Raw genomic sequence first — 16,883 nt, 5'->3', positions numbered from 1 at the left:
GGGGGGTACTCCGCGCCGGAAGCCGACCGTAGGAATAATCCCTCACAACCTTGCCGGATCGCGGGACAGGCCCATATAATCTCTGTGCGTGGAGGAATTTCGGCATCGGAGGCATGCCGCCAACCGAGGATTCGTCCATGCGGTCTCGTTTCATGTTTTCCCTGTCCGATATGTTCAAGCAACATCGGCGTTGGGAGAAGACCATTGCCAAGGCCGTCAAGGTCACGCGCAAGGCGCTCGCGTCCCCAGCCTCCACCAAGCTGCCGTCAGCACGGCCAACCGCAATGCCGCGCTCAACCACCCGTCTGGAAGAGGTCAAGGCTTTCGGCAGCAATCCCGGCCGTCTGCGGATGTTTCGCTACGTGCCGGCGGACCTGCCGAAAAAGTCGCCGCTCGTTGTCGTCCTGCATGGCTGTCACCAGAGCGCCGAAGCCTATGATAAGGGCAGCGGCTGGTCGACTTTGGCTCGGGAACGCGGTTTTGCCGTCGTCTATGCCGAGCAGAAGCGTTCCAACAATGCCAATCTCTGTTTCAACTGGTTCCGCCCGAGCAATGTCACACGCGACCGCGGCGAGGTGATGTCGATCCGCCAGATGGTCGCGAAGATGGCGTCGGCGCACGGCATCGACCACAAGCGTGTCTTCGTCACCGGCCTGTCCGCGGGCGGGGCGATGACTGCGGCGATGCTTGCAACCTACCCGGATATCTTTCGCGGTGGCGGCGTTATCGCCGGGCTGCCCTATGGCGCCGCGCGTGACGTGCACCGGGCGCTGGCCGCGATGAAGTCCGCACCGGAACGGTCCGGTCAGGAATGGGGTGATCTCGTGCGGGCCGCATCGCCGGTGGTGCGCGGTTTTCCCACCGTATCGATCTGGCATGGAACCAAGGATCACACGGTATCCCTCAACAATGCGGATGCGCTCGTGCAGCAATGGCTGGATGTGCATGACCTGGACAGCGGCGCCTACGCGCAAAACGAAGTCGATGGCCACCTTCACCGCGTCTGGAAGGATGCCTCCGGCAAGCTTGCCGTCGAACTCTACCTGATCGACGGCATGGGCCACGGAACGCCGCTGAAGCCGCGGCCGTCATCGCGGGTCAAGGCGGATACGCCCGGCCCCTACATGCTGGACGCCGGTATTTCCTCGTCCATGCATCTGGCGACTGCCTGGGGTCTGAAGAAATCACCGCCGCTTTCCGCGCTGAAACCGGCGAAGAACCCTTAAAGCCCTCACTTTTCCTGCAATGAAAATTTAACCCTGCTTTAAGTGGCCATCCGTATGGTCCGGGCAATCAGGGGCCCAGTCTGCCGGCCTTTGCCGGGCGCATGAGGCGCGCCGTCTGCGCCCCCGTGGCATGTCATCCCATCCCCGCATTCTGGAACGGTCTCGCGCTATAGCGCCGGCCGCCGGTCCCGCGCGCGGATACGTTCAAGCCTCCGCCCGGCGTCATCGCCGGTGCGCATTAGGGAAGTCTGCCTTGAAAAGATCCAATCTCATGACGCGTATCCTTGTCGCCGCGTCCCTTGTCGTCGTTGCCGCCTTTGCCGGCTTTTCCGTCTATATCGACAGCCTCCAGCATGACACGACGACCCGCGCCGTCGAGGAGAACATTTCTTCCTCCGGCAAGCAGGCCGCCCAGAGTGTTGCCAACTGGCTGAACGGCCGCGTCACGCTCACTGCGATGGTGGCTGATGCTGCAGGAGACACCGCCGATCAGGCCGGGCTCGAAGCCACGCTCAACAACGATGTACTCGTCAAGGAGTTCATCAGCACCTATGTCGGCGACGAAACCGGAAAATTCACCACGTGGCCGATTAACCCGATGCCGGAAGGCTACGATCCGCGCAAACGCCCATGGTATCAGGATGCTGTCAAGGCTGGTGGCAATGTGCTGACCGACCCCTATATCGATGCATCGAGCGGCGATCTCATCATCAGCGCTGCAGCGCCGGTCAAGAAAGATGGCAAGCTGATCGGCGTTGCCGGCAGCGATTTCTCGCTGAAGACGTTGGTCTCGATGGTCAAGGACATCGATGTCGGCGGCGAAGGCTTTGCCTTCCTCGTCAACAAATCCGGCCAGATCCTGGTTCATCCGGATGCCAAGCTGGTCACCAAGACACTCGCCGATGCTTTCCCGGTGGAGACACCTTCGATCGCTTCGACGATTATGCAGACCGAGCTGGACGGCAAGCCGCAGCTCGTCAGCTTCGTACCCGTCGCCGGTCTGCCAACGGTTGAATGGTATGTTGGTTTCGTCGTCGATGCCGACGTCGCCTATTCCGCCATCGGCAAGTTCCGGATTGCCGCCACCGTTGCCACGCTTCTGGCCGTCGGTGTGATGATCGCCTTCCTCGCAACCCTGCTCAGCCGTCTCGTCATCCGCCCGGTCACCGATATGACCGGCGCCATGGAGCATCTTGCCGCCGGTGACCTGGAGGCCGACATTCCCGGCCAGGAACGCCGCGACCAGATCGGTTCGATGGCCGCTGCCGTTGCCGTCTTCCGCGCCAACGCCATCGAGCGCGCGCGCCTCGAAGGCGAAGCCGAAACCGGCCGTTCGCTGTCTGAGCAGGAGCGCCGCGAGCGCGAAGCGTTGAAGGCAAAAGAAACCGCCGACATCCAGCAGGCCGTCGAGGCCTTGGCAACCGGTCTTGGCCGTCTTGCCGATGGCGATCTCGGATACCGCATCTCGGTTCCGTTCGTCATGCATCTCGATCGTCTGCGCGCCGACTTCAACAATTCGGTGACCAAGCTGCACCAGACGCTGCAGGCCGTTGGCGCCAATGCTCGCGCCATCGATGCCGGTGCCATGGAAATCCGCACGGCCGCCGACGATCTTGCCCGCCGCACCGAACAGCAGGCAGCTTCCGTCGAAGAGACAGCCGCAGCTCTCGAGCAGATCACCACGACGGTCAAGGACAGCGCCCGCCGCGCCGAAGAGGTCGGCCAGCTGGTTGCCCGCACCCGCGCCGGTGCCGAAAAGTCCGGTGAAGTGGTCCGCAATGCCGTTAACGCCATGCAGGGTATCGAAAAATCCTCCGGCGAGATTTCCAACATCATCGGCGTCATCGACGATATCGCGTTCCAAACCAACCTGTTGGCCCTGAATGCTGGCGTCGAGGCCGCCCGTGCAGGCGATGCCGGTAAGGGTTTCGCCGTCGTTGCTCAGGAAGTGCGCGAGCTTGCCCAGCGCTCGGCCAATGCGGCCAAGGAGATCAAGGCACTGATCACCACCTCGGGCGATCAGGTCCGTGCCGGTGTGACACTGGTCGGCGAAACCGGCCAGTCGTTGGAAGCCATCGTCTCCGAGGTTCAGGAAATCAACACGCATATCAGCGCCATCGTCACCTCCACCCGCGAACAATCGACCGGGTTGCAGGAGATCAACACGGCGGTCAACACGATGGACCAGGGCACCCAGCAGAATGCCGCCATGGTCGAGGAACAGACCGCAGCAAGCCATGGCCTTGCCTCGGAAGCGGCAGCGCTCAACGACCTGCTCGCGCAGTTCAACATGGGTGACACGCAGTCGTCGGCTCCGGTTGTAAGGCACGCAAACTACGCCCGCCGCGCCGCCTGATCAGCGAAGCGATCGTATCTGAAAACACCCGCACCGGTCCTCCGGTGCGGGTGTTTGTGTATTCAGCCGCATCCGCGATCCGTCTTGAATATAGTTTCATATTAAACTATATAGTTCTCCATTAAACCAAATGGAGGTTGGTATGGCAGTGACACGGCGGCGGTTTATCAACATAGTCGGGGGAGGCGTGGTGTTGGCGGCGGCGAGTGGTGGCCTCTGGGCAGCCACCCGCGATCCGCTTGCGGCAAGAAGGCCGTGGCAGGATGCAGGTCAGGGGGAAACCGATCTGCGGCGCAGGCTGTTGTCCTTCGCCATATTGGCGCCCAACCCGCACAACCGGCAGCCCTGGCTTGCCAACCTGTCAACCAGCGACGAAATCACGCTCTATTGCCAAAGCGATCGCCGCCTGCCGCAAACTGACCCGTATGACCGGCAGATCACCATTGGCCTTGGCTGCTTCCTCGAACTGTTGGCACAAGCGGCCGCTGAAGAAGGTTATCATGCCGAGATCACGCTGTTTCCCGAGGGCGAGCCACAACCCCGGCTGGATGCCCGCCCGGTAGCCCACATCCGGCTTGTTCAGGATGATGCGATCAAAGCAGATCCGCTGTTCGCACAGGTCCTGTCGCGCCGTTCGAACAAGGAGCCCTATGATACCGCCCGGCCCGTCGCTGCCGGCAAGCTGGTTGAGATCGCTTCAGCCGCCCGCACCGCATCTATTGCCTATACCAATGATCCCGCCCGGGTTGCAGCGTTGCGAAGACTTGCGTGGGACGCCTATCATACGGAGATCACCACGCCGAGGACGCTGAAAGAGAGTATCGATCTCGTCCGGGTCGGCCGCACCGCGATCGAAGCCAATCCGGATGGTATTGATCTGTCCGGTCCGTTGATCGAGGGACTGTCGATGGCCGGCCTCCTGTCGCGCCAAGCCATGCTCGACCAGACGTCAACGGCGTTCCAGCAGCAGATTCCGGTCTTGAAGGAGCCGGTCGATACGGCGAGGGCATTCCTGTGGTTGAAGACCGCCGGAAACAGCCGCGCCGATCAGATCGCCGCCGGGCGCGATTACATCCGCCTCAACCTGGCTGCGACAGCGGCGGGCGTGTCGATGCACCCGCTCAGCCAGGCACTGCAGGAATTCGCAGAAATGCGTCCGCTCTTTCTTGCCATGCGTGAAGCGCTTGTGGTGCGGGACAATGAAACGCTTCAAATGTTTGCGCGTCTCGGTTACGGTCCGGCCGTTGAGGGCGCACCCCGCTGGCCCGTGGATACCCGGATCAGGAGCGTATGACGGCAAGCGAAAACGATCTGCAAACGCTGTTCCGGTTCCTCAACGAAATCGGCATCGTCGCGCAATTGTCAGCCACTGCCTTTGAGAAGGTTATGCCTGCGGGCATGACCTTGCCGCAATTCGTTGTGCTCAATCATCTCGTCCGGTTGGGGGATGGGCGCACGCCTTTGTCGATTGCGCAGGCTATGCAGGTGACCAAGGGCGCCATGACCAATACGCTCGGCCATCTTGAGGGTAAGCGTTTCATCGCTATCGCACCGGATGCGCATGATGGCCGCTCGAAGCGGGTTTCATTGACAGAAGAGGGCAGGGCTGCCCGCGATGCGGCAATCAAGGCTCTCGGACCGGAACTCGCCGGCATCGCCGGTGAAATCGCGATGGCGGGGATTATCGAAGCGCTTCCAGCTATTGAAAGCCTGCGCAAGGTGCTGGATACAAGGCGCAATCCGAAGACCTGACGTCTCCGGATCCGCTCCATATTCACTTTTCCAGCGTTGCCACGACTTCCACGTGCGATGACCAGAGGAACTGGTCGATCGGCGTCACCGAGGTGATCCGGTATCCGGCATCAACCAAAATGCGCAGGTCGCGCACCAGCGTCACCGGATTGCAGGAAACGGCGACGATCTTCTTGGCGCCGGAGCGCGCCATTTCCTTCGTCTGGACTTCGGCACCCGCGCGCGGCGGGTCGAAGACGATCGCGTCATAGGCCTTCAGTTCCGAAGCCATCATCGGGCGGCGGAAGAGATCGCGTTTCTCGACGGTAACGGGCTTCAGGCCTTGGGTGTTGCGCGCCGCAAAATCCAGCGCCTTCAGCGGCTTGTCTTCACCTTCGACGGCGTGAACGCGCGCCTTGCGGGCGATACGCAGCGAGAATGTGCCGGAGCCTGCAAAAAGATCGACGACGCGTTTCGATTTGCCGAGATGCGCCATCACCAGCTCCGCCATCGCCTCTTCGGCGGGTTTCGTCGCCTGGGTGAAACTGCCGGGCGGCGGGGAGACGGAAACACCCCCGAAATCGATCACCGGCTTGACGGGTTCGACGAGGATTTCGCCATTGAGGCTGAGGCGGGCAATGCTCTTCAGGCCGAGAACAGTCTCCACCGCCATGCGCCGCTGCCGGTCGTCCATTTTCTTGATGCCGTCGAAGGCCAGATCAAGGCCGGAGAGCGTTTCAAGCACGGTGATGCGGAACGGCTCGGCATTGACGGCCATGGCGTTGGCAATCGTCCGGATGGTTGCAAGCCGCGACACGATGCCGGGGCTTGCGATGGGACATTCCGATATCGCCACGATGTGATGGCTTTCGGCCTGGTTGTAACCAAGCAGCAGTTCCTTTTCGGTGCGCCGGGCGGTGAACACCGTGCGCCGCCGCTCACCGGGATAGGCAAGCACCAGCGGCGCGACCTCGGCCTGCAACGCTTTCGATTTCAACGCGTCGAGAACCAGCTGCCGCTTGAAGTGCTGGTAAAGGCTGTCGCTGGCATGTTGCAGGCTGCAGCCGCCGCAGGTGCCGTTCTCGCCGTCCGGTCCGAAATGCCGGCATTTCGGCTCGACACGCTCGGGCGAGATCTCGGACATCGACATGACCGTGCCCTTGTCGCGGTTGACCGCCAGCGCCACGGTTTCGCCCGGCAGTGTAAACGATACATAGACAGGGCCGAATGGACCTCTGGTGATACCGTCGCCCGACTGGCCCAGCTTCTCGATGGTCAGCGTTTCCGTGCTCATGCGTCTTCGTCCGCATCGTCATCCAGAGGCTTGTAACCGGCCAGCAGATATTCCTCGTTGCCGTCACCGCCTGAGATCGGCGAGGGGATGAGGCCAAGGCTCGTCCAGCCCATGTCCTCGACGAGCCAGCGTTCCAACTCGGCTGCAACCGCAGGCGCGGTTGTAGGGTCCTTGAGCAGGCCAGCCTTGCTGATCGCCTCGCGGCCGGCTTCGAACTGCGGCTTGACGAGCAGGATGCAATGGGCGCCGGGTGCCGCGAGATCGAGCGCGGGCGGCAGTGCCAGTTTCAGCGAGATGAACGAGACGTCGGAAACGACGAAACCGATCTCGCGGTCTTCCAGGTGATCCTCATCCAGCACGCGGGCATTCAGGCCCTCGATATTGGTGACGCGGGGATCGGCGTCCAGGCGTGGATGAAACTGGCCATGGCCGACGTCGATGGAGATGACGTGCTCAGCACCCGCGTGCAGCAGGACTTCGGTAAAGCCGCCGGTCGAGGCGCCGATATCCAGACAGTCCAGGCCTTCCGGCGAAAGTTTGAAATGTTCAAGTCCCGCTTTCAGCTTCAGCGCCGCGCGCGAAACATAGGGCTGGACCGGATCGTCGATGGCGATCGTCACATCCTCGGGAAAGGTGGAGCTTGCCTTGGTGACGACACGGCCATTGACGGTGACGGTGCCACGCTGGATCGCATCGCGCGCGCGCGAACGGCTGGCGACAAGCCCCAGGTTCAAAAGCAGCTGATCGAGACGGACGGAGGTTTTTGGTTCGTTTGACATGGGTTCTCATGGCGCGTCAGGCCCGTGATGGCAAGGGCCATGCGGCCGGCTACGCTCAAATAGTGCCGAAAGAGGCTGCCCAGCCAGTCCGTAAGGGATGCGGCGGACAAAAGGTCCAGTCTGCTGCGCGGTATTCACCAGTAAAGGTGTATGGGTTTTTTACCGATATTTAATTGGCGCGCCCTAATCCGGCGAGCCTTACGTCACACATTTTCGGATGTGCGATACCGGGCATGCAGCACCGGTGAATTTGCTTGAAGAGTTCGCTTCACCGGCATGTTCCAAGGCCCATCCCGCATCACGGGATCAGGCATATATCCAGATTTTTTCACACTGTTTGCGTCCCGGCCAGTCTGGCCGGGCAATATGGAGTCCCTATGCGTCTTAGGTTGTCCCACAAGATTGGCCTGCTCGTCCCGATCGCTGTTGCCGGCATTCTGTCGATCGTTGCCATTTTCATCGTCGAACAGGCAATCGAGCAATCCTTCCGGGAAAAGGAGCGCATGATTGAGGCATCGGACAAGGCGCTCTTGGTCCTTGAAAACAAGATGCTTGAAGAGCGGGCTGCGGAAAAGGATTTCCTGCTGCAACAGAGCGAGGAGGCCGTCCTGCACCACGAGGAGTTTTCCGTTGAAACCCGCGAACAGCTGGAACTGTTGCGGCTGACGGTTCCAGATGCCTCGGTCCAGCAGAAACTGCAGGCCATTGGCGCCGGGCTCGATGTGTATCTTGATCAATTCAAGTCGCTCGTGGCAGTCCATACGGAGCTCGGGCTCGATCCTTCGAAGGGCCGCGAAGGCGAAATGCGCAGGGCCGTGCATTCCATCGAACAGCTGCTGACCGATGTTGAAGACACCGGATTGAAGGCGAGCATGCTGACGATGCGGCGGCATGAGAAGGATTTCATCATGCGCCGCGAGGCCAAATATGTGGCGGGCCATGCGGCGGAGGCCAAGGTTTTTGCTTCCTTTACACCTGCACGTTTCGGGTCAGAGGAAGCCTATGATTCCGTCATGAAGGCTCTGCAAATGTATCAGGCGGCATTCAACGCCTATGCTACGACAGCCGGGATCGAGAGCAGCACACGGCTGAATGTTTCCAAGGCCTTCGCAGATATGGAACCGCTTCTGGCGGGACTGGCACAGGACCTTACCGGCCTGCGCCACTCGGGCGAAGCAGAGAATGCACAGATGATAGCACGCACGCAGAACGTTGGAATTGCGGCGGTGATTGTTGCGATCTTGCTGCTGGCACTCACCGTCTATTTTGTCGGGCGCGGCATCTCCAGGCCGATTGCCGCAACCACCCGGGCGATGACCGGCCTTGCCGGTGGCGATACCACGAGCACCATCCCCTTTACAGACCGCAAGGATGAGATCGGCGAAATGGCCGGTGCCGTCGAGATTTTCCGCCAGGCTGCGATTGCCAACCACCGGCTGGAGCAAGAAGCGCAGGAAGCGCGGAGGCAGGCCGAAGCCGACCGTGTTCGCCTGACGCAGGAAGCCGAAGCAGCAGCGCAAGCGCGTCTGCAGCAGGCGACATCAGGCCTGGCTGCCGGTCTGCGCCGTCTTGCTGCCGGGGACCTGTCCTTCCAGCTCCACGATGCCTTCGCCCCGGATTTTGAGGCTCTGCGTCACGATTTGAACGCGGCCATCAAGCAATTGGGCAATACGCTGACCGCGGTCACCCAGTCGGCCGGTTCGATCGATGACGGCACACGCGAGATCAGCCAGAGCTCGGACGATCTGTCCCGCCGCACCGAACAGCAGGCGGCGTCGCTGGAGGAAACCGCGGCAGCCCTTGATCAGATCACGGTCAATGTCTCCAACGCCTCCAAGCGCGCCGACGAGGCCCGCAGTGTTGCGGTACAGGCCAATGCCAGTGCCGCCCAGTCCGGCGCAGTCGTTGCCAATGCGGTCGAAGCAATGCGCCGGATCGAGGATTCTGCAAGCCAGATTTCCAATATCATCGGCGTCATCGACGAGATCGCCTTCCAGACCAATCTGCTGGCGTTGAATGCCGGCGTCGAGGCTGCGCGTGCCGGCGATGCCGGCAAGGGTTTTGCCGTTGTTGCCCAGGAGGTGCGTGAACTGGCACAGCGCTCGGCAAGGGCTGCCAAGGAAATCAAGGAATTGATCCGCAATTCCAGCGTCGAGGTCGAAGGCGGCGTCAAGCTGGTGCGGGAAACCGGCGATGCCCTCAAGACCATCGAAACCTATGTCGTGACCATCAATCAGCATATGGACGCAATTGCCACATCGGCCCGCGAACAGTCGGTCGGTCTTGCCGAGGTCAATACCGCAGTCAACCAGATGGATCAGGTGACCCAGCAGAACGCCGCCATGGTCGAGGAAACCAACGCGGCAAGCGCTACGCTTGCCAACGAGGCCAGCCGCCTGCGCGAACTGATCGCCGAGTTCCAGCTCGACAGCGGCAGGGGGGCGCTCGCGATGGCAGCGTACAACCTACGCCGCGCAGCGTAAGACTGCGGAAGAAGCCTGGACGGAGAACCCCGGGACTTTGCCGGGGTTCAGTCCATCGGCAAGACCAGGCATCATGAGCGGCAGGTCATTGGGCCGAAAGGAACGTTGACCCGGCGGCGGCCGGGGCTGGATGCCTGTCACAAGGTGGGCATGAGGGAAAGTGATACCGGCCTCCACGGAGTGGTCGATTTAAAATGATCAATCGCTAAAATTGTACCGGTGATATCAGGCGGGAGAGTAACGGTTTTGCTTTAGGACGGGTTGATCGCGCCTGCCGCGATGGTGGCAACCTGGAACCCAGAGATGAACGGCGAACGGGAGAACAGAATAGACCTGCTGCGGGGCTTGTCGCTTCTGCTCATTTTCATCGGTCATGCAGAGTTCACGTTTTCGCCAACGTTCCAGCAGTCGCGCGGATTTTCCGACGCCTCCGAAGTCTTCGTACTATTGGCCGGCATGTCCTGCGCGCTCGCCTATTATCGTCCGTATGCCAGCCTGCAGCTGGAGCGGCCATGGAAGCGGGCCTTGCGCCTCTACTTCGTGCATCTCATACTTTTCGCGATCATGATGACAATATCGGCTTTTGTCATCGGAACCTTTGACCAGACTGCGTGGCCTGCCGACATGACGGATTTTTGGCTGGATCCGCTCCATCATGGTCTTCAGGCCCTGTCGCTGAGTTATATGCCTGGCAATCTCGATATCCTGCCGATGTACGTCGTCCTGCTGTTGATCGCTCCTTTCGCGTTTCTGCTGCATGACCGGTCGAAAAGTGCGCTTTTGGGGCTTTCCTGCCTCATCTGGTTCGTTGCGGGCCTTGGCCATATCAATTTCCCCAACGCAGCCCTCGAAGGAGAGGCCTGGTTTTTCGATCCTCTGTCGTGGCAGTTCATCTTCGTGATCGGCATATATTTGGGGGCACGCATGAAATGCGGCCAGTCCGTCTTGTCTTACAATGGCCCGGTATTCGCAGCCGCCGCAGTTTTTGCTATCGCTGCCATTCCGCTCAATCTGGCTTTTCATCTCGGGGCCGTGGATTCGCCGTTTGGTGAACTTCACCATCAGCTGGTGTCCAAGATCAATGACGGCCCTTTGCGGATCATCAATGTTCTGGCGATCCTTTATCTCGCCTGGAATATTCGCGCCGTCAAAGCCACCGCCGATCATCCGGCCATGAGGCTCGTCTGTGCCGCCGGGCGGCACAGCCTGGCCGTCTTTTCTGCCGGTATCCTTCTGTCGTTCGGTGCCGTGGTGTTGATGACACTCGATCCCGGCATGCCGATCGCGCTGCAACTGTTGTTGCTTGCCATCGGTTGTGCGCTGCAGCTGGCAATCGGCTGGATGCTCGAAGTCCGAAGGACTGCCCGGGTTGGAGCCGCATCTTATGGCTTGCGCCGCGCCATCTGAATTCAGCGCCTGTGGGGACCTGCTTTATCGCGGTGCGGTCAGTGCGTCCCAGGCGGCCATTGCCGCATCTGCCGTGCTTTGGAGCGAAGCCAGAGTCGCGCCGTCGCGCGCGGTAATCGACATGCCGTGCTGGACCGTTGCATAAAAATCGGCGATTTTCTGGCAATCTGCCGTAGGCGCAATCTCGCCGTCGCGGACGCCTTCCTCCAGCCGCGCGCGCAGCAGGGTGGCGTTTTCCAACCGGCAATGCCGCAACAATTCACAGGTGGAAACGGCGTCCGTGTCGCCATTCAGGACACCAAGCGCAATCATGCAGCCGCGTGGCGTATCCGGCTGGGCATAGGCCAGGGCAGTCTGCTGCAGGAAATCGGCAAAGGCCTGCCGTGCCGTCACAGCCTTTGACAGGGCGTTCCATATCTCCAGCCCGATCTCGGCCTTGTAGGTCTTGAGAGCTGCTGCGAACAGATCGGCCTTGTTGCCGAAGGCTGCATAAAGGCTCGGCGCACCGATCTGCATCGCCGCCGTCAGATCGGCCATGGATGTCGCCTCATAGCCTTTTTCCCAGAAGACCAGCATTGCCCGCCTCAGTGCTGCATCGCTGTCGAAGGTGCGCGGGCGGCCTCTTTGAGACATCGAAATTCCTTTCTGTATCATTCGATACATAAATCAATTGACGACGGCAGGCAATGCTGACTACATATATGTATCGATCGTTACAAAAGGAAATGTCGTGTCTCGCTTGAACAATAAAGTTGCTTTCGTCACCGGTGGTAGCCGGGGGATCGGTGCGGCCATTGCGCTGGCACTTGCCAGGGATGGTGCCGATGTCGCCATCACCTATGCAAGCGCTCCCGGCAAGGCAGAGGAAGTCGTCAGCGCTATCGAGAAACTCGGGCGCAGGGCGCTTGCCATCAAGGCCGACAATCTCGATGCGGCAGCCGTCGAGGCGGCCGTGGCAGAGGCTCACGCGAGGCTTGGCAGTCTCGATATTCTCGTCAACAGCGCCGGCGTCTTCTCGGTCGATACGATCGATACCGCGACGCTGGAAGAGTTTGACCGCGTCATGAGCATTCACGTCCGCGCCAGCTTCGTCGCCTCCAAGGCGGCAGCAGCGGTGATGGGGCAGGGCGGCCGCATCATCTTCATCGGCAGCAATCTCGGAGAACAGGTGCCATTCTCCGGCCTCAGTATCTATTCAACCAGCAAGTTCGCGCTGGTCGGGCTGACCAAGGCCTTGGCACGCGATCTCGGGCCGCAAGAGATCACTGTCAACATCGTCCAGCCTGGCTCCACCGACACCGACATGAATCCGGCCCATGGTGATCACGCCGAACCGCAGCTTGCCCTGATGGCCATTCCTCGCTTCGGCAAGGCCCAGGACATCGCTGCTCTGGTGACATTTCTTGCTGGAGAGGAAAGCCGCTTCATCACCGGCTCAAGCATTACCATTGATGGTGGTGCCAATATCTGATCGGTGCGACCCTTTGCGCTGAACCAAAAAAAAGACCAGCCCTGCGTATGTCGCGCAGGGCTGGTATCGTTGATATCGGTAAAACCGGTCGTGTGAGCCAATGCCCAGCAATCAGCCTGCGACGCTTGAGCCGATCTGCTGCTTCTGCCCGAGCGTCTTGAACACGGTCGAAACGATGCCGGCGCGGTCGAGGCCCGACCTGGCATACATGGCTTCAGGCTTGGCCTGTTCCATCCAGATATCCGGAAGAACCAGCGGCCGGATTTTCAGGCCGTTGTCGAGCAGGCCTTCATGGGCGAGGAATTGCAGCACATGGCTGCCGAAGCCGCCGACGGCGCCTTCCTCGATAGTGATCAGCACTTCGTGATGCCTGGCCAACTGGCGGATCAGATCGTGGTCGAGCGGTTTTGCAAAGCGGGCATCGACGACCGTCGTCGAAAGCCCGGCGGCATCGAGATCTTCGGCGGCAAGCAGGCAATCGGCGAGACGCGTACCGAACGAAAGCAGCGCCACCTTCGAGCCCTGCTTCATCACTCGGCCCTTGCCGATTTCAAGGATCTGGCCACGCTCCGGCATTTCCACGCCAACGCCCTCGCCACGTGGATAACGGAACGAGATCGGACCTGCGTCATAGGCTGCGGCGGTGCGCACCATATGCTTGAGTTCCGCTTCGTCGGCGGCCGCCATCACGACGAAGCCGGGCAGGGTGGCGAGATAGGTCGTATCGAACGAACCGGCATGGGTCGGGCCATCGGCGCCGACAAAGCCGGCACGGTCGATCGGGAAACGGACCGGCAGGCCCTGGATCGCCACGTCATGCACCACCTGGTCATACCCGCGCTGCAGGAAGGTGGAATAGAGCGCACAGAACGGCCTGTAGCCTTCAGACGCCAGCCCCGCCGCAAAGGTGACCGCATGCTGCTCGGCAATGCCGACATCGAAACAGCGGGAGGGATGGGCCAGCGCAAACTTGTCGAGGCCGGTGCCGGACGGCATGGCGGCGGTAACCGCGACGATCTTGTCGTCATAGCCCGCTTCCTGCGTCAGCGCCTCGGCAAAGACGGATGTATAGGCCGGGGCATTCGGCTTGGCTTTCGCCTGCGCGCCGGTGATGACGTCGAATGTGTTGACGCCGTGATACTTGTCCGCTGCAGCTTCGGCGGGCGGGTAACCCTTGCCCTTCTGTGTCACCACATGGATCAGCACCGGACCATTGGAATTGTCGCGCACATTGCGCAGCACCGGCAACAGATGCTCGAAGGAATGGCCGTCAATCGGGCCGATATGGTAAAAGCCCATCTCTTCGAATAGTGTTCCGCCCGTGACATAACCGCGCGCGTGCTCGACGGCGCGGGTAATCGCCCGGTCGACCTTCTTGCCGAGATAGGCCGTCAGCTTTTTGCCGAGATCGCGAAAGCCCATGTAGGTGCGGCCGGAGGCAAGGCGGGCCAGATAGGCGCTCATCGCGCCTGTCGGCGGGGCGATCGACATGTCGTTGTCATTGAGAATGACGATCAGCCGCGCATCCAGCGCGCCGGCATTGTTGAGTGCCTCGTAGGCCATGCCGGCCGACATTGCGCCATCGCCGATGACGGAAATGACATTGCGATGCTCGCCGGAGAGATCGGCTGCCACCGCCATGCCGAGACCGGCGGAAATCGAGGTCGAGGAATGGGCCGCGCCAAAGGGGTCGTATTCGCTTTCGGCGCGCCGTGTGAAGCCGGACAAGCCGTCCTCCTGGCGCAACGTGCGGATACGGTCACGGCGGCCGGTGAGGATCTTGTGCGGATAACATTGATGACCGACATCGAAGATCAGCCGGTCATGCGGTGTGTTGAAGACCTTGTGGATGGCGATGGTCAGTTCGACGACGCCAAGACCGGCACCCAGATGGCCGCCGGTACGCGACACCGCATCGATCATCTCCGAGCGCAGTTCGGCTGCCAGTTGCGGCAAGTCCTTGTCTTCGATCCTCTTCAAATCATCGGGATAAACAACCTGATCGAGAAGAGGGGTCGCCGGCATTGGATGGACTGGCAATTGTGTCACGCTAAGGCCTTCGTTCTCGCGCCTTCAAGGGAACCGCGATGTCTAGTGTTGGTGTCCGCTGGGAACCGCGTCTTTAAACAGAATCGTTATGGATTGCAAAAACCGGTTTTCTTGCGGCACGCTGCGAGTTTAACCAATATTACCGCTCCGGCAAAGGGATAAACTCTTCCTCGTCCCCCGGGACGATGTCGAAACGGCCCGTTCGCCATTCCTCCTTGGCCTGTTCGATCCGCTCCTTGGACGAGGAAACGAAATTCCACCAGATATGCCGGGCAGAGCCAAGGGCGGCACCCCCGAACAGCATGATATGACAGCCCGCTAGGCCCGCCGTGATCGTGATCGCATCGCCCGCCCGCAAAACCAGCAGTTGATTGTCGGCAAAATGATCGCCCGCAATGATCGCCTCGCCCTCAAGGATATAGAGCGCGCGCTCTTCCCACTCGGCAGCAAACGGCGCGCTCCGGCCAGGCTCGATCCGCAGATCGACATAGATCGTGTCGGAAAACACCGAAACCGGCGACCTCATCCCTTCGAACTGGCCGATGACGACCCGACCTTCCAGCCCGTCCATGTTGAAGGAGGGCAGGTCGCGTTTTTCGGTATGGGCAAAGATCGGATCGATTTCCTCGTATTGGTCGGGCAGGGCAAGCCAGGTCTGCAGGCCGGAGATCGATTGCGGTTTGCCGCGCAGGTTTTCGGGCGAGCGCTCGGAGTGCACGATACCGCGCCCCGCCGTCATCAGGTTGAGGTCGCCGGGCGCGATAACCATTTCGGTGCCGAGGCTATCGCGATGCTTGATCTCACCGTCGAACAGGTAGGTGACCGTCGAAAGCCCGATATGCGGATGCGGCCGCACGTCCAGCGCTTGTCCTGCCTTGAGAAGCGCCGGTCCCATCCGGTCAAAGAAGATGAACGGCCCGACCAGCCGCCGCTTTGCCGTCGGCAACGCCCGGCGTACCTGCAGATTGCCGATGTCGCTGGTGCGCGGAATGATCAGATGCTCGATCGCATCACAGGCCGGTGCATCACCAGCTTCGGGGTCTGGTCCGGGAAAGAAGCTCATGGGCTGGTCCTCGTCGGTTCATATTGACCCTAAGGTAGGCCCGCAGCAGGAAAACTACCAGTGTCCTCTCACGTATTTATGGCGCTTGACGCCATATGGCGTCACATGACATATTTTGAAGAATGAAAGCGACATTGATCATCCGTGATCGGCTAATTTTTCAGGATGGTGCGATCCTTGAGATCAAGGTTTGGCACGTGCCGGTATCCGTTCCGCCAGCGTCGCACTTTCTCAAATATTCTCTGTTTTACGGCCGCCCAGGCGAGAGAATTGTTGGATATGACAACGAGCGCGGCAAGGGCGATCATCGCCACTATGATGACCGCGAAGAGGGTTATGCGTTTGTTTCCATTGAACAGCTGCTGGCCGATTTCCGGCTGGATGTCGAAAAAGTAAGAGGAGAACGGATATGAGCAAGGACGTACAGCTTCATATTGGCGGCTCTTTTGATGACCTTCAGAAGAGGGTCGCGGACGCATGGCATCGCGCGGAAAAGGGCGAGGCTGTTTCGGAAGATCACCTGACCTTTGTGAACTGGGATGCGTTGTCACAGACAATGACGACAAAACGTCTTGAGCTGCTGCGTCATCTGCGCCGTCATCCACAGGCCAGCATTGCCGCACTGGCGCGCAGCCTGGGCCGGGACTATCGGCGTGTTCACGAGGATGTGGAGATTTTGTCGAAAGCCGGCCTGATCGAACACGATGCCAAAGGCCTGCATGCAGGCTATGATGAAATCAGAACGACAATCGCCCTATAGCTTGGGAACCGCTTACTCCCCGTCAAGCGGCTCGACGCCCTGCGGCTTTCCGGCCCGGTCGAGCCTGATCTTTTCGATGCGGTTTTCGGCGGCGCCGAGTAGCGCCTCGCAATGTTTCTTCAGCGCTTCGCCGCGCTCGTAGATCTCGATCGACTTGTCGAGCGCCACGTCACCGCGCTCCAGTGCCGAGACGATGGCTTCGAGTTCTTCGACGGCCTTTTCGAAGGAGAGGGTGGATACGTCGGTTTGTGCAGCGGTGGTCAT

At 60.5% G+C, this 16,883-nt stretch carries 15 protein-coding genes; 9 read left to right on the top strand and 6 right to left on the bottom strand.

The window, feature by feature from the left end:
- The first annotated feature begins 137 nt into the window (after nucleotides 1-137).
- The 4 genes from ASD36_RS02495 (at nucleotide 138) to ASD36_RS02480 (ending at nucleotide 5,334) form a co-directional block, all read left to right on the top strand.
- Nucleotides 138-1,226, top strand: a complete 1,089-nt coding sequence (locus ASD36_RS02495; protein ID WP_060504889.1) for a PHB depolymerase family esterase — start codon at nucleotides 138-140, stop codon at nucleotides 1,224-1,226.
- 271 nt (nucleotides 1,227-1,497) lie between these two features.
- Nucleotides 1,498-3,582 carry a methyl-accepting chemotaxis protein McpU gene (gene mcpU, locus ASD36_RS02490; RefSeq protein ID WP_060504829.1) on the top strand — a complete coding sequence of 695 codons (2,085 nt, stop codon included), beginning with the start codon at nucleotides 1,498-1,500 and terminating at the stop codon, nucleotides 3,580-3,582.
- Nucleotides 3,583-3,724: 142 nt separating this feature from the next.
- Nucleotides 3,725-4,876, top strand: a complete 1,152-nt coding sequence (locus ASD36_RS02485; protein WP_244482194.1) for a twin-arginine translocation pathway signal protein — start codon at nucleotides 3,725-3,727, stop codon at nucleotides 4,874-4,876.
- Nucleotides 4,873-5,334: a MarR family transcriptional regulator gene (locus ASD36_RS02480; protein WP_060504830.1), complete on the top strand. Its 462-nt coding sequence runs from the start codon at nucleotides 4,873-4,875 to the stop codon at nucleotides 5,332-5,334. The genes ASD36_RS02485 and ASD36_RS02480 overlap by 4 nt, the downstream gene beginning before the upstream one ends.
- 22 nt (nucleotides 5,335-5,356) lie before the next feature.
- Here ASD36_RS02480 and ASD36_RS02475 read toward each other — a convergent pair whose 3' ends face one another.
- Nucleotides 5,357-6,607, bottom strand: coding sequence for a class I SAM-dependent RNA methyltransferase (locus ASD36_RS02475; RefSeq protein WP_060504831.1), 1,251 nt, complete (start codon nucleotides 6,605-6,607; stop codon nucleotides 5,357-5,359).
- A complete protein-coding gene (locus ASD36_RS02470; protein WP_060504832.1) occupies nucleotides 6,604-7,386 on the bottom strand; it encodes a TlyA family RNA methyltransferase in 783 nt (260 codons plus the stop codon). The genes ASD36_RS02475 and ASD36_RS02470 overlap by 4 nt, the downstream gene beginning before the upstream one ends.
- Nucleotides 7,387-7,763: 377 nt before the next feature.
- Here ASD36_RS02470 and ASD36_RS02465 point away from each other — a divergent pair, with 377 nt between their 5' ends.
- Together ASD36_RS02465 and opgC are read left to right on the top strand one after the other, a co-directional pair.
- Nucleotides 7,764-9,869 carry a HAMP domain-containing methyl-accepting chemotaxis protein gene (locus ASD36_RS02465; RefSeq protein WP_244482196.1) on the top strand — a complete coding sequence of 702 codons (2,106 nt, stop codon included), beginning with the start codon at nucleotides 7,764-7,766 and terminating at the stop codon, nucleotides 9,867-9,869.
- A gap of 303 nt (nucleotides 9,870-10,172) precedes the next feature.
- On the top strand, nucleotides 10,173-11,276 hold the full coding sequence (gene opgC, locus ASD36_RS02460; protein WP_162246374.1) for an OpgC domain-containing protein: 1,104 nt from the start codon (nucleotides 10,173-10,175) through the stop codon (nucleotides 11,274-11,276).
- Between the two features lie 24 nt (nucleotides 11,277-11,300).
- On the opposite strand, the gene ASD36_RS02455 is transcribed toward opgC, so the two are convergent.
- Nucleotides 11,301-11,909, bottom strand: a complete 609-nt coding sequence (locus tag ASD36_RS02455) for a TetR/AcrR family transcriptional regulator (RefSeq protein WP_060504834.1) — start codon at nucleotides 11,907-11,909, stop codon at nucleotides 11,301-11,303.
- 97 nt (nucleotides 11,910-12,006) lie between these two features.
- Here ASD36_RS02455 and ASD36_RS02450 point away from each other — a divergent pair, with 97 nt between their 5' ends.
- Nucleotides 12,007-12,747, top strand: coding sequence for an SDR family oxidoreductase (locus ASD36_RS02450; protein ID WP_060504835.1), 741 nt, complete (start codon nucleotides 12,007-12,009; stop codon nucleotides 12,745-12,747).
- 111 nt (nucleotides 12,748-12,858) lie between these two features.
- Here ASD36_RS02450 and dxs read toward each other — a convergent pair whose 3' ends face one another.
- Both dxs and ASD36_RS02440 read right to left on the bottom strand, forming a co-directional pair.
- Nucleotides 12,859-14,772: a 1-deoxy-D-xylulose-5-phosphate synthase gene (dxs, locus tag ASD36_RS02445; RefSeq protein ID WP_060504836.1), complete on the bottom strand. Its 1,914-nt coding sequence runs from the start codon at nucleotides 14,770-14,772 to the stop codon at nucleotides 12,859-12,861.
- A gap of 163 nt (nucleotides 14,773-14,935) precedes the next feature.
- Complete coding sequence (locus ASD36_RS02440; protein WP_060504837.1) at nucleotides 14,936-15,859, bottom strand: pirin family protein; 924 nt, start codon at nucleotides 15,857-15,859, stop codon at nucleotides 14,936-14,938.
- Nucleotides 15,860-15,981: 122 nt separating this feature from the next.
- Between ASD36_RS02440 and ASD36_RS02435 the strand changes: the two genes are divergently transcribed.
- Together ASD36_RS02435 and ASD36_RS02430 are read left to right on the top strand one after the other, a co-directional pair.
- A complete protein-coding gene (locus tag ASD36_RS02435) occupies nucleotides 15,982-16,272 on the top strand; it encodes a DUF6516 family protein (protein ID WP_060504838.1) in 291 nt (96 codons plus the stop codon).
- A complete protein-coding gene (locus tag ASD36_RS02430) occupies nucleotides 16,269-16,619 on the top strand; it encodes a hypothetical protein (RefSeq protein WP_060504839.1) in 351 nt (116 codons plus the stop codon). The genes ASD36_RS02435 and ASD36_RS02430 overlap by 4 nt, the downstream gene beginning before the upstream one ends.
- A 12-nt stretch (nucleotides 16,620-16,631) precedes the next feature.
- Here the strand turns inward: ASD36_RS02430 and ASD36_RS02425 are convergent, their stop codons facing one another.
- Nucleotides 16,632-16,883 carry an exodeoxyribonuclease VII small subunit gene (locus ASD36_RS02425; RefSeq protein ID WP_037106350.1) on the bottom strand — a complete coding sequence of 84 codons (252 nt, stop codon included), beginning with the start codon at nucleotides 16,881-16,883 and terminating at the stop codon, nucleotides 16,632-16,634.

The sequence above is a fragment of the Rhizobium sp. Root1334 genome (assembly GCF_001426665.1).
Taxonomy (GTDB): Bacteria; Pseudomonadota; Alphaproteobacteria; order Rhizobiales; family Rhizobiaceae; genus Pararhizobium.
This window is presented reverse-complemented; position numbering and strand designations above follow the sequence as displayed.

Excerpts from the sequence above, each read along its gene's own strand:
- ASD36_RS02470 (WP_060504832.1), bottom strand. The coding sequence starts at position 7,386 with ATGTCAAACGAACCAAAAACCTCCGTCCGTCTCGATCAGCTGCTTTTG.
- ASD36_RS02485 (WP_244482194.1), top strand. The coding sequence starts at position 3,725 with ATGGCAGTGACACGGCGGCGGTTTATCAACATAGTCGGGGGAGGCGTG.
- ASD36_RS02440 (WP_060504837.1), bottom strand. The coding sequence starts at position 15,859 with ATGAGCTTCTTTCCCGGACCAGACCCCGAAGCTGGTGATGCACCGGCC.
- ASD36_RS02480 (WP_060504830.1), top strand. The coding sequence starts at position 4,873 with ATGACGGCAAGCGAAAACGATCTGCAAACGCTGTTCCGGTTCCTCAAC.
- ASD36_RS02425 (WP_037106350.1), bottom strand. The coding sequence starts at position 16,883 with ATGACCACCGCTGCACAAACCGACGTATCCACCCTCTCCTTCGAAAAG.
- ASD36_RS02475 (WP_060504831.1), bottom strand. The coding sequence starts at position 6,607 with ATGAGCACGGAAACGCTGACCATCGAGAAGCTGGGCCAGTCGGGCGAC.
- ASD36_RS02430 (WP_060504839.1), top strand. The coding sequence starts at position 16,269 with ATGAGCAAGGACGTACAGCTTCATATTGGCGGCTCTTTTGATGACCTT.
- mcpU (WP_060504829.1), top strand. The coding sequence starts at position 1,498 with ATGACGCGTATCCTTGTCGCCGCGTCCCTTGTCGTCGTTGCCGCCTTT.
- ASD36_RS02455 (WP_060504834.1), bottom strand. The coding sequence starts at position 11,909 with ATGTCTCAAAGAGGCCGCCCGCGCACCTTCGACAGCGATGCAGCACTG.
- ASD36_RS02435 (WP_060504838.1), top strand. The coding sequence starts at position 15,982 with ATGAAAGCGACATTGATCATCCGTGATCGGCTAATTTTTCAGGATGGT.
- ASD36_RS02495 (WP_060504889.1), top strand. The coding sequence starts at position 138 with ATGCGGTCTCGTTTCATGTTTTCCCTGTCCGATATGTTCAAGCAACAT.
- opgC (WP_162246374.1), top strand. The coding sequence starts at position 10,173 with ATGAACGGCGAACGGGAGAACAGAATAGACCTGCTGCGGGGCTTGTCG.
- dxs (WP_060504836.1), bottom strand. The coding sequence starts at position 14,772 with ATGCCGGCGACCCCTCTTCTCGATCAGGTTGTTTATCCCGATGATTTG.
- ASD36_RS02465 (WP_244482196.1), top strand. The coding sequence starts at position 7,764 with ATGCGTCTTAGGTTGTCCCACAAGATTGGCCTGCTCGTCCCGATCGCT.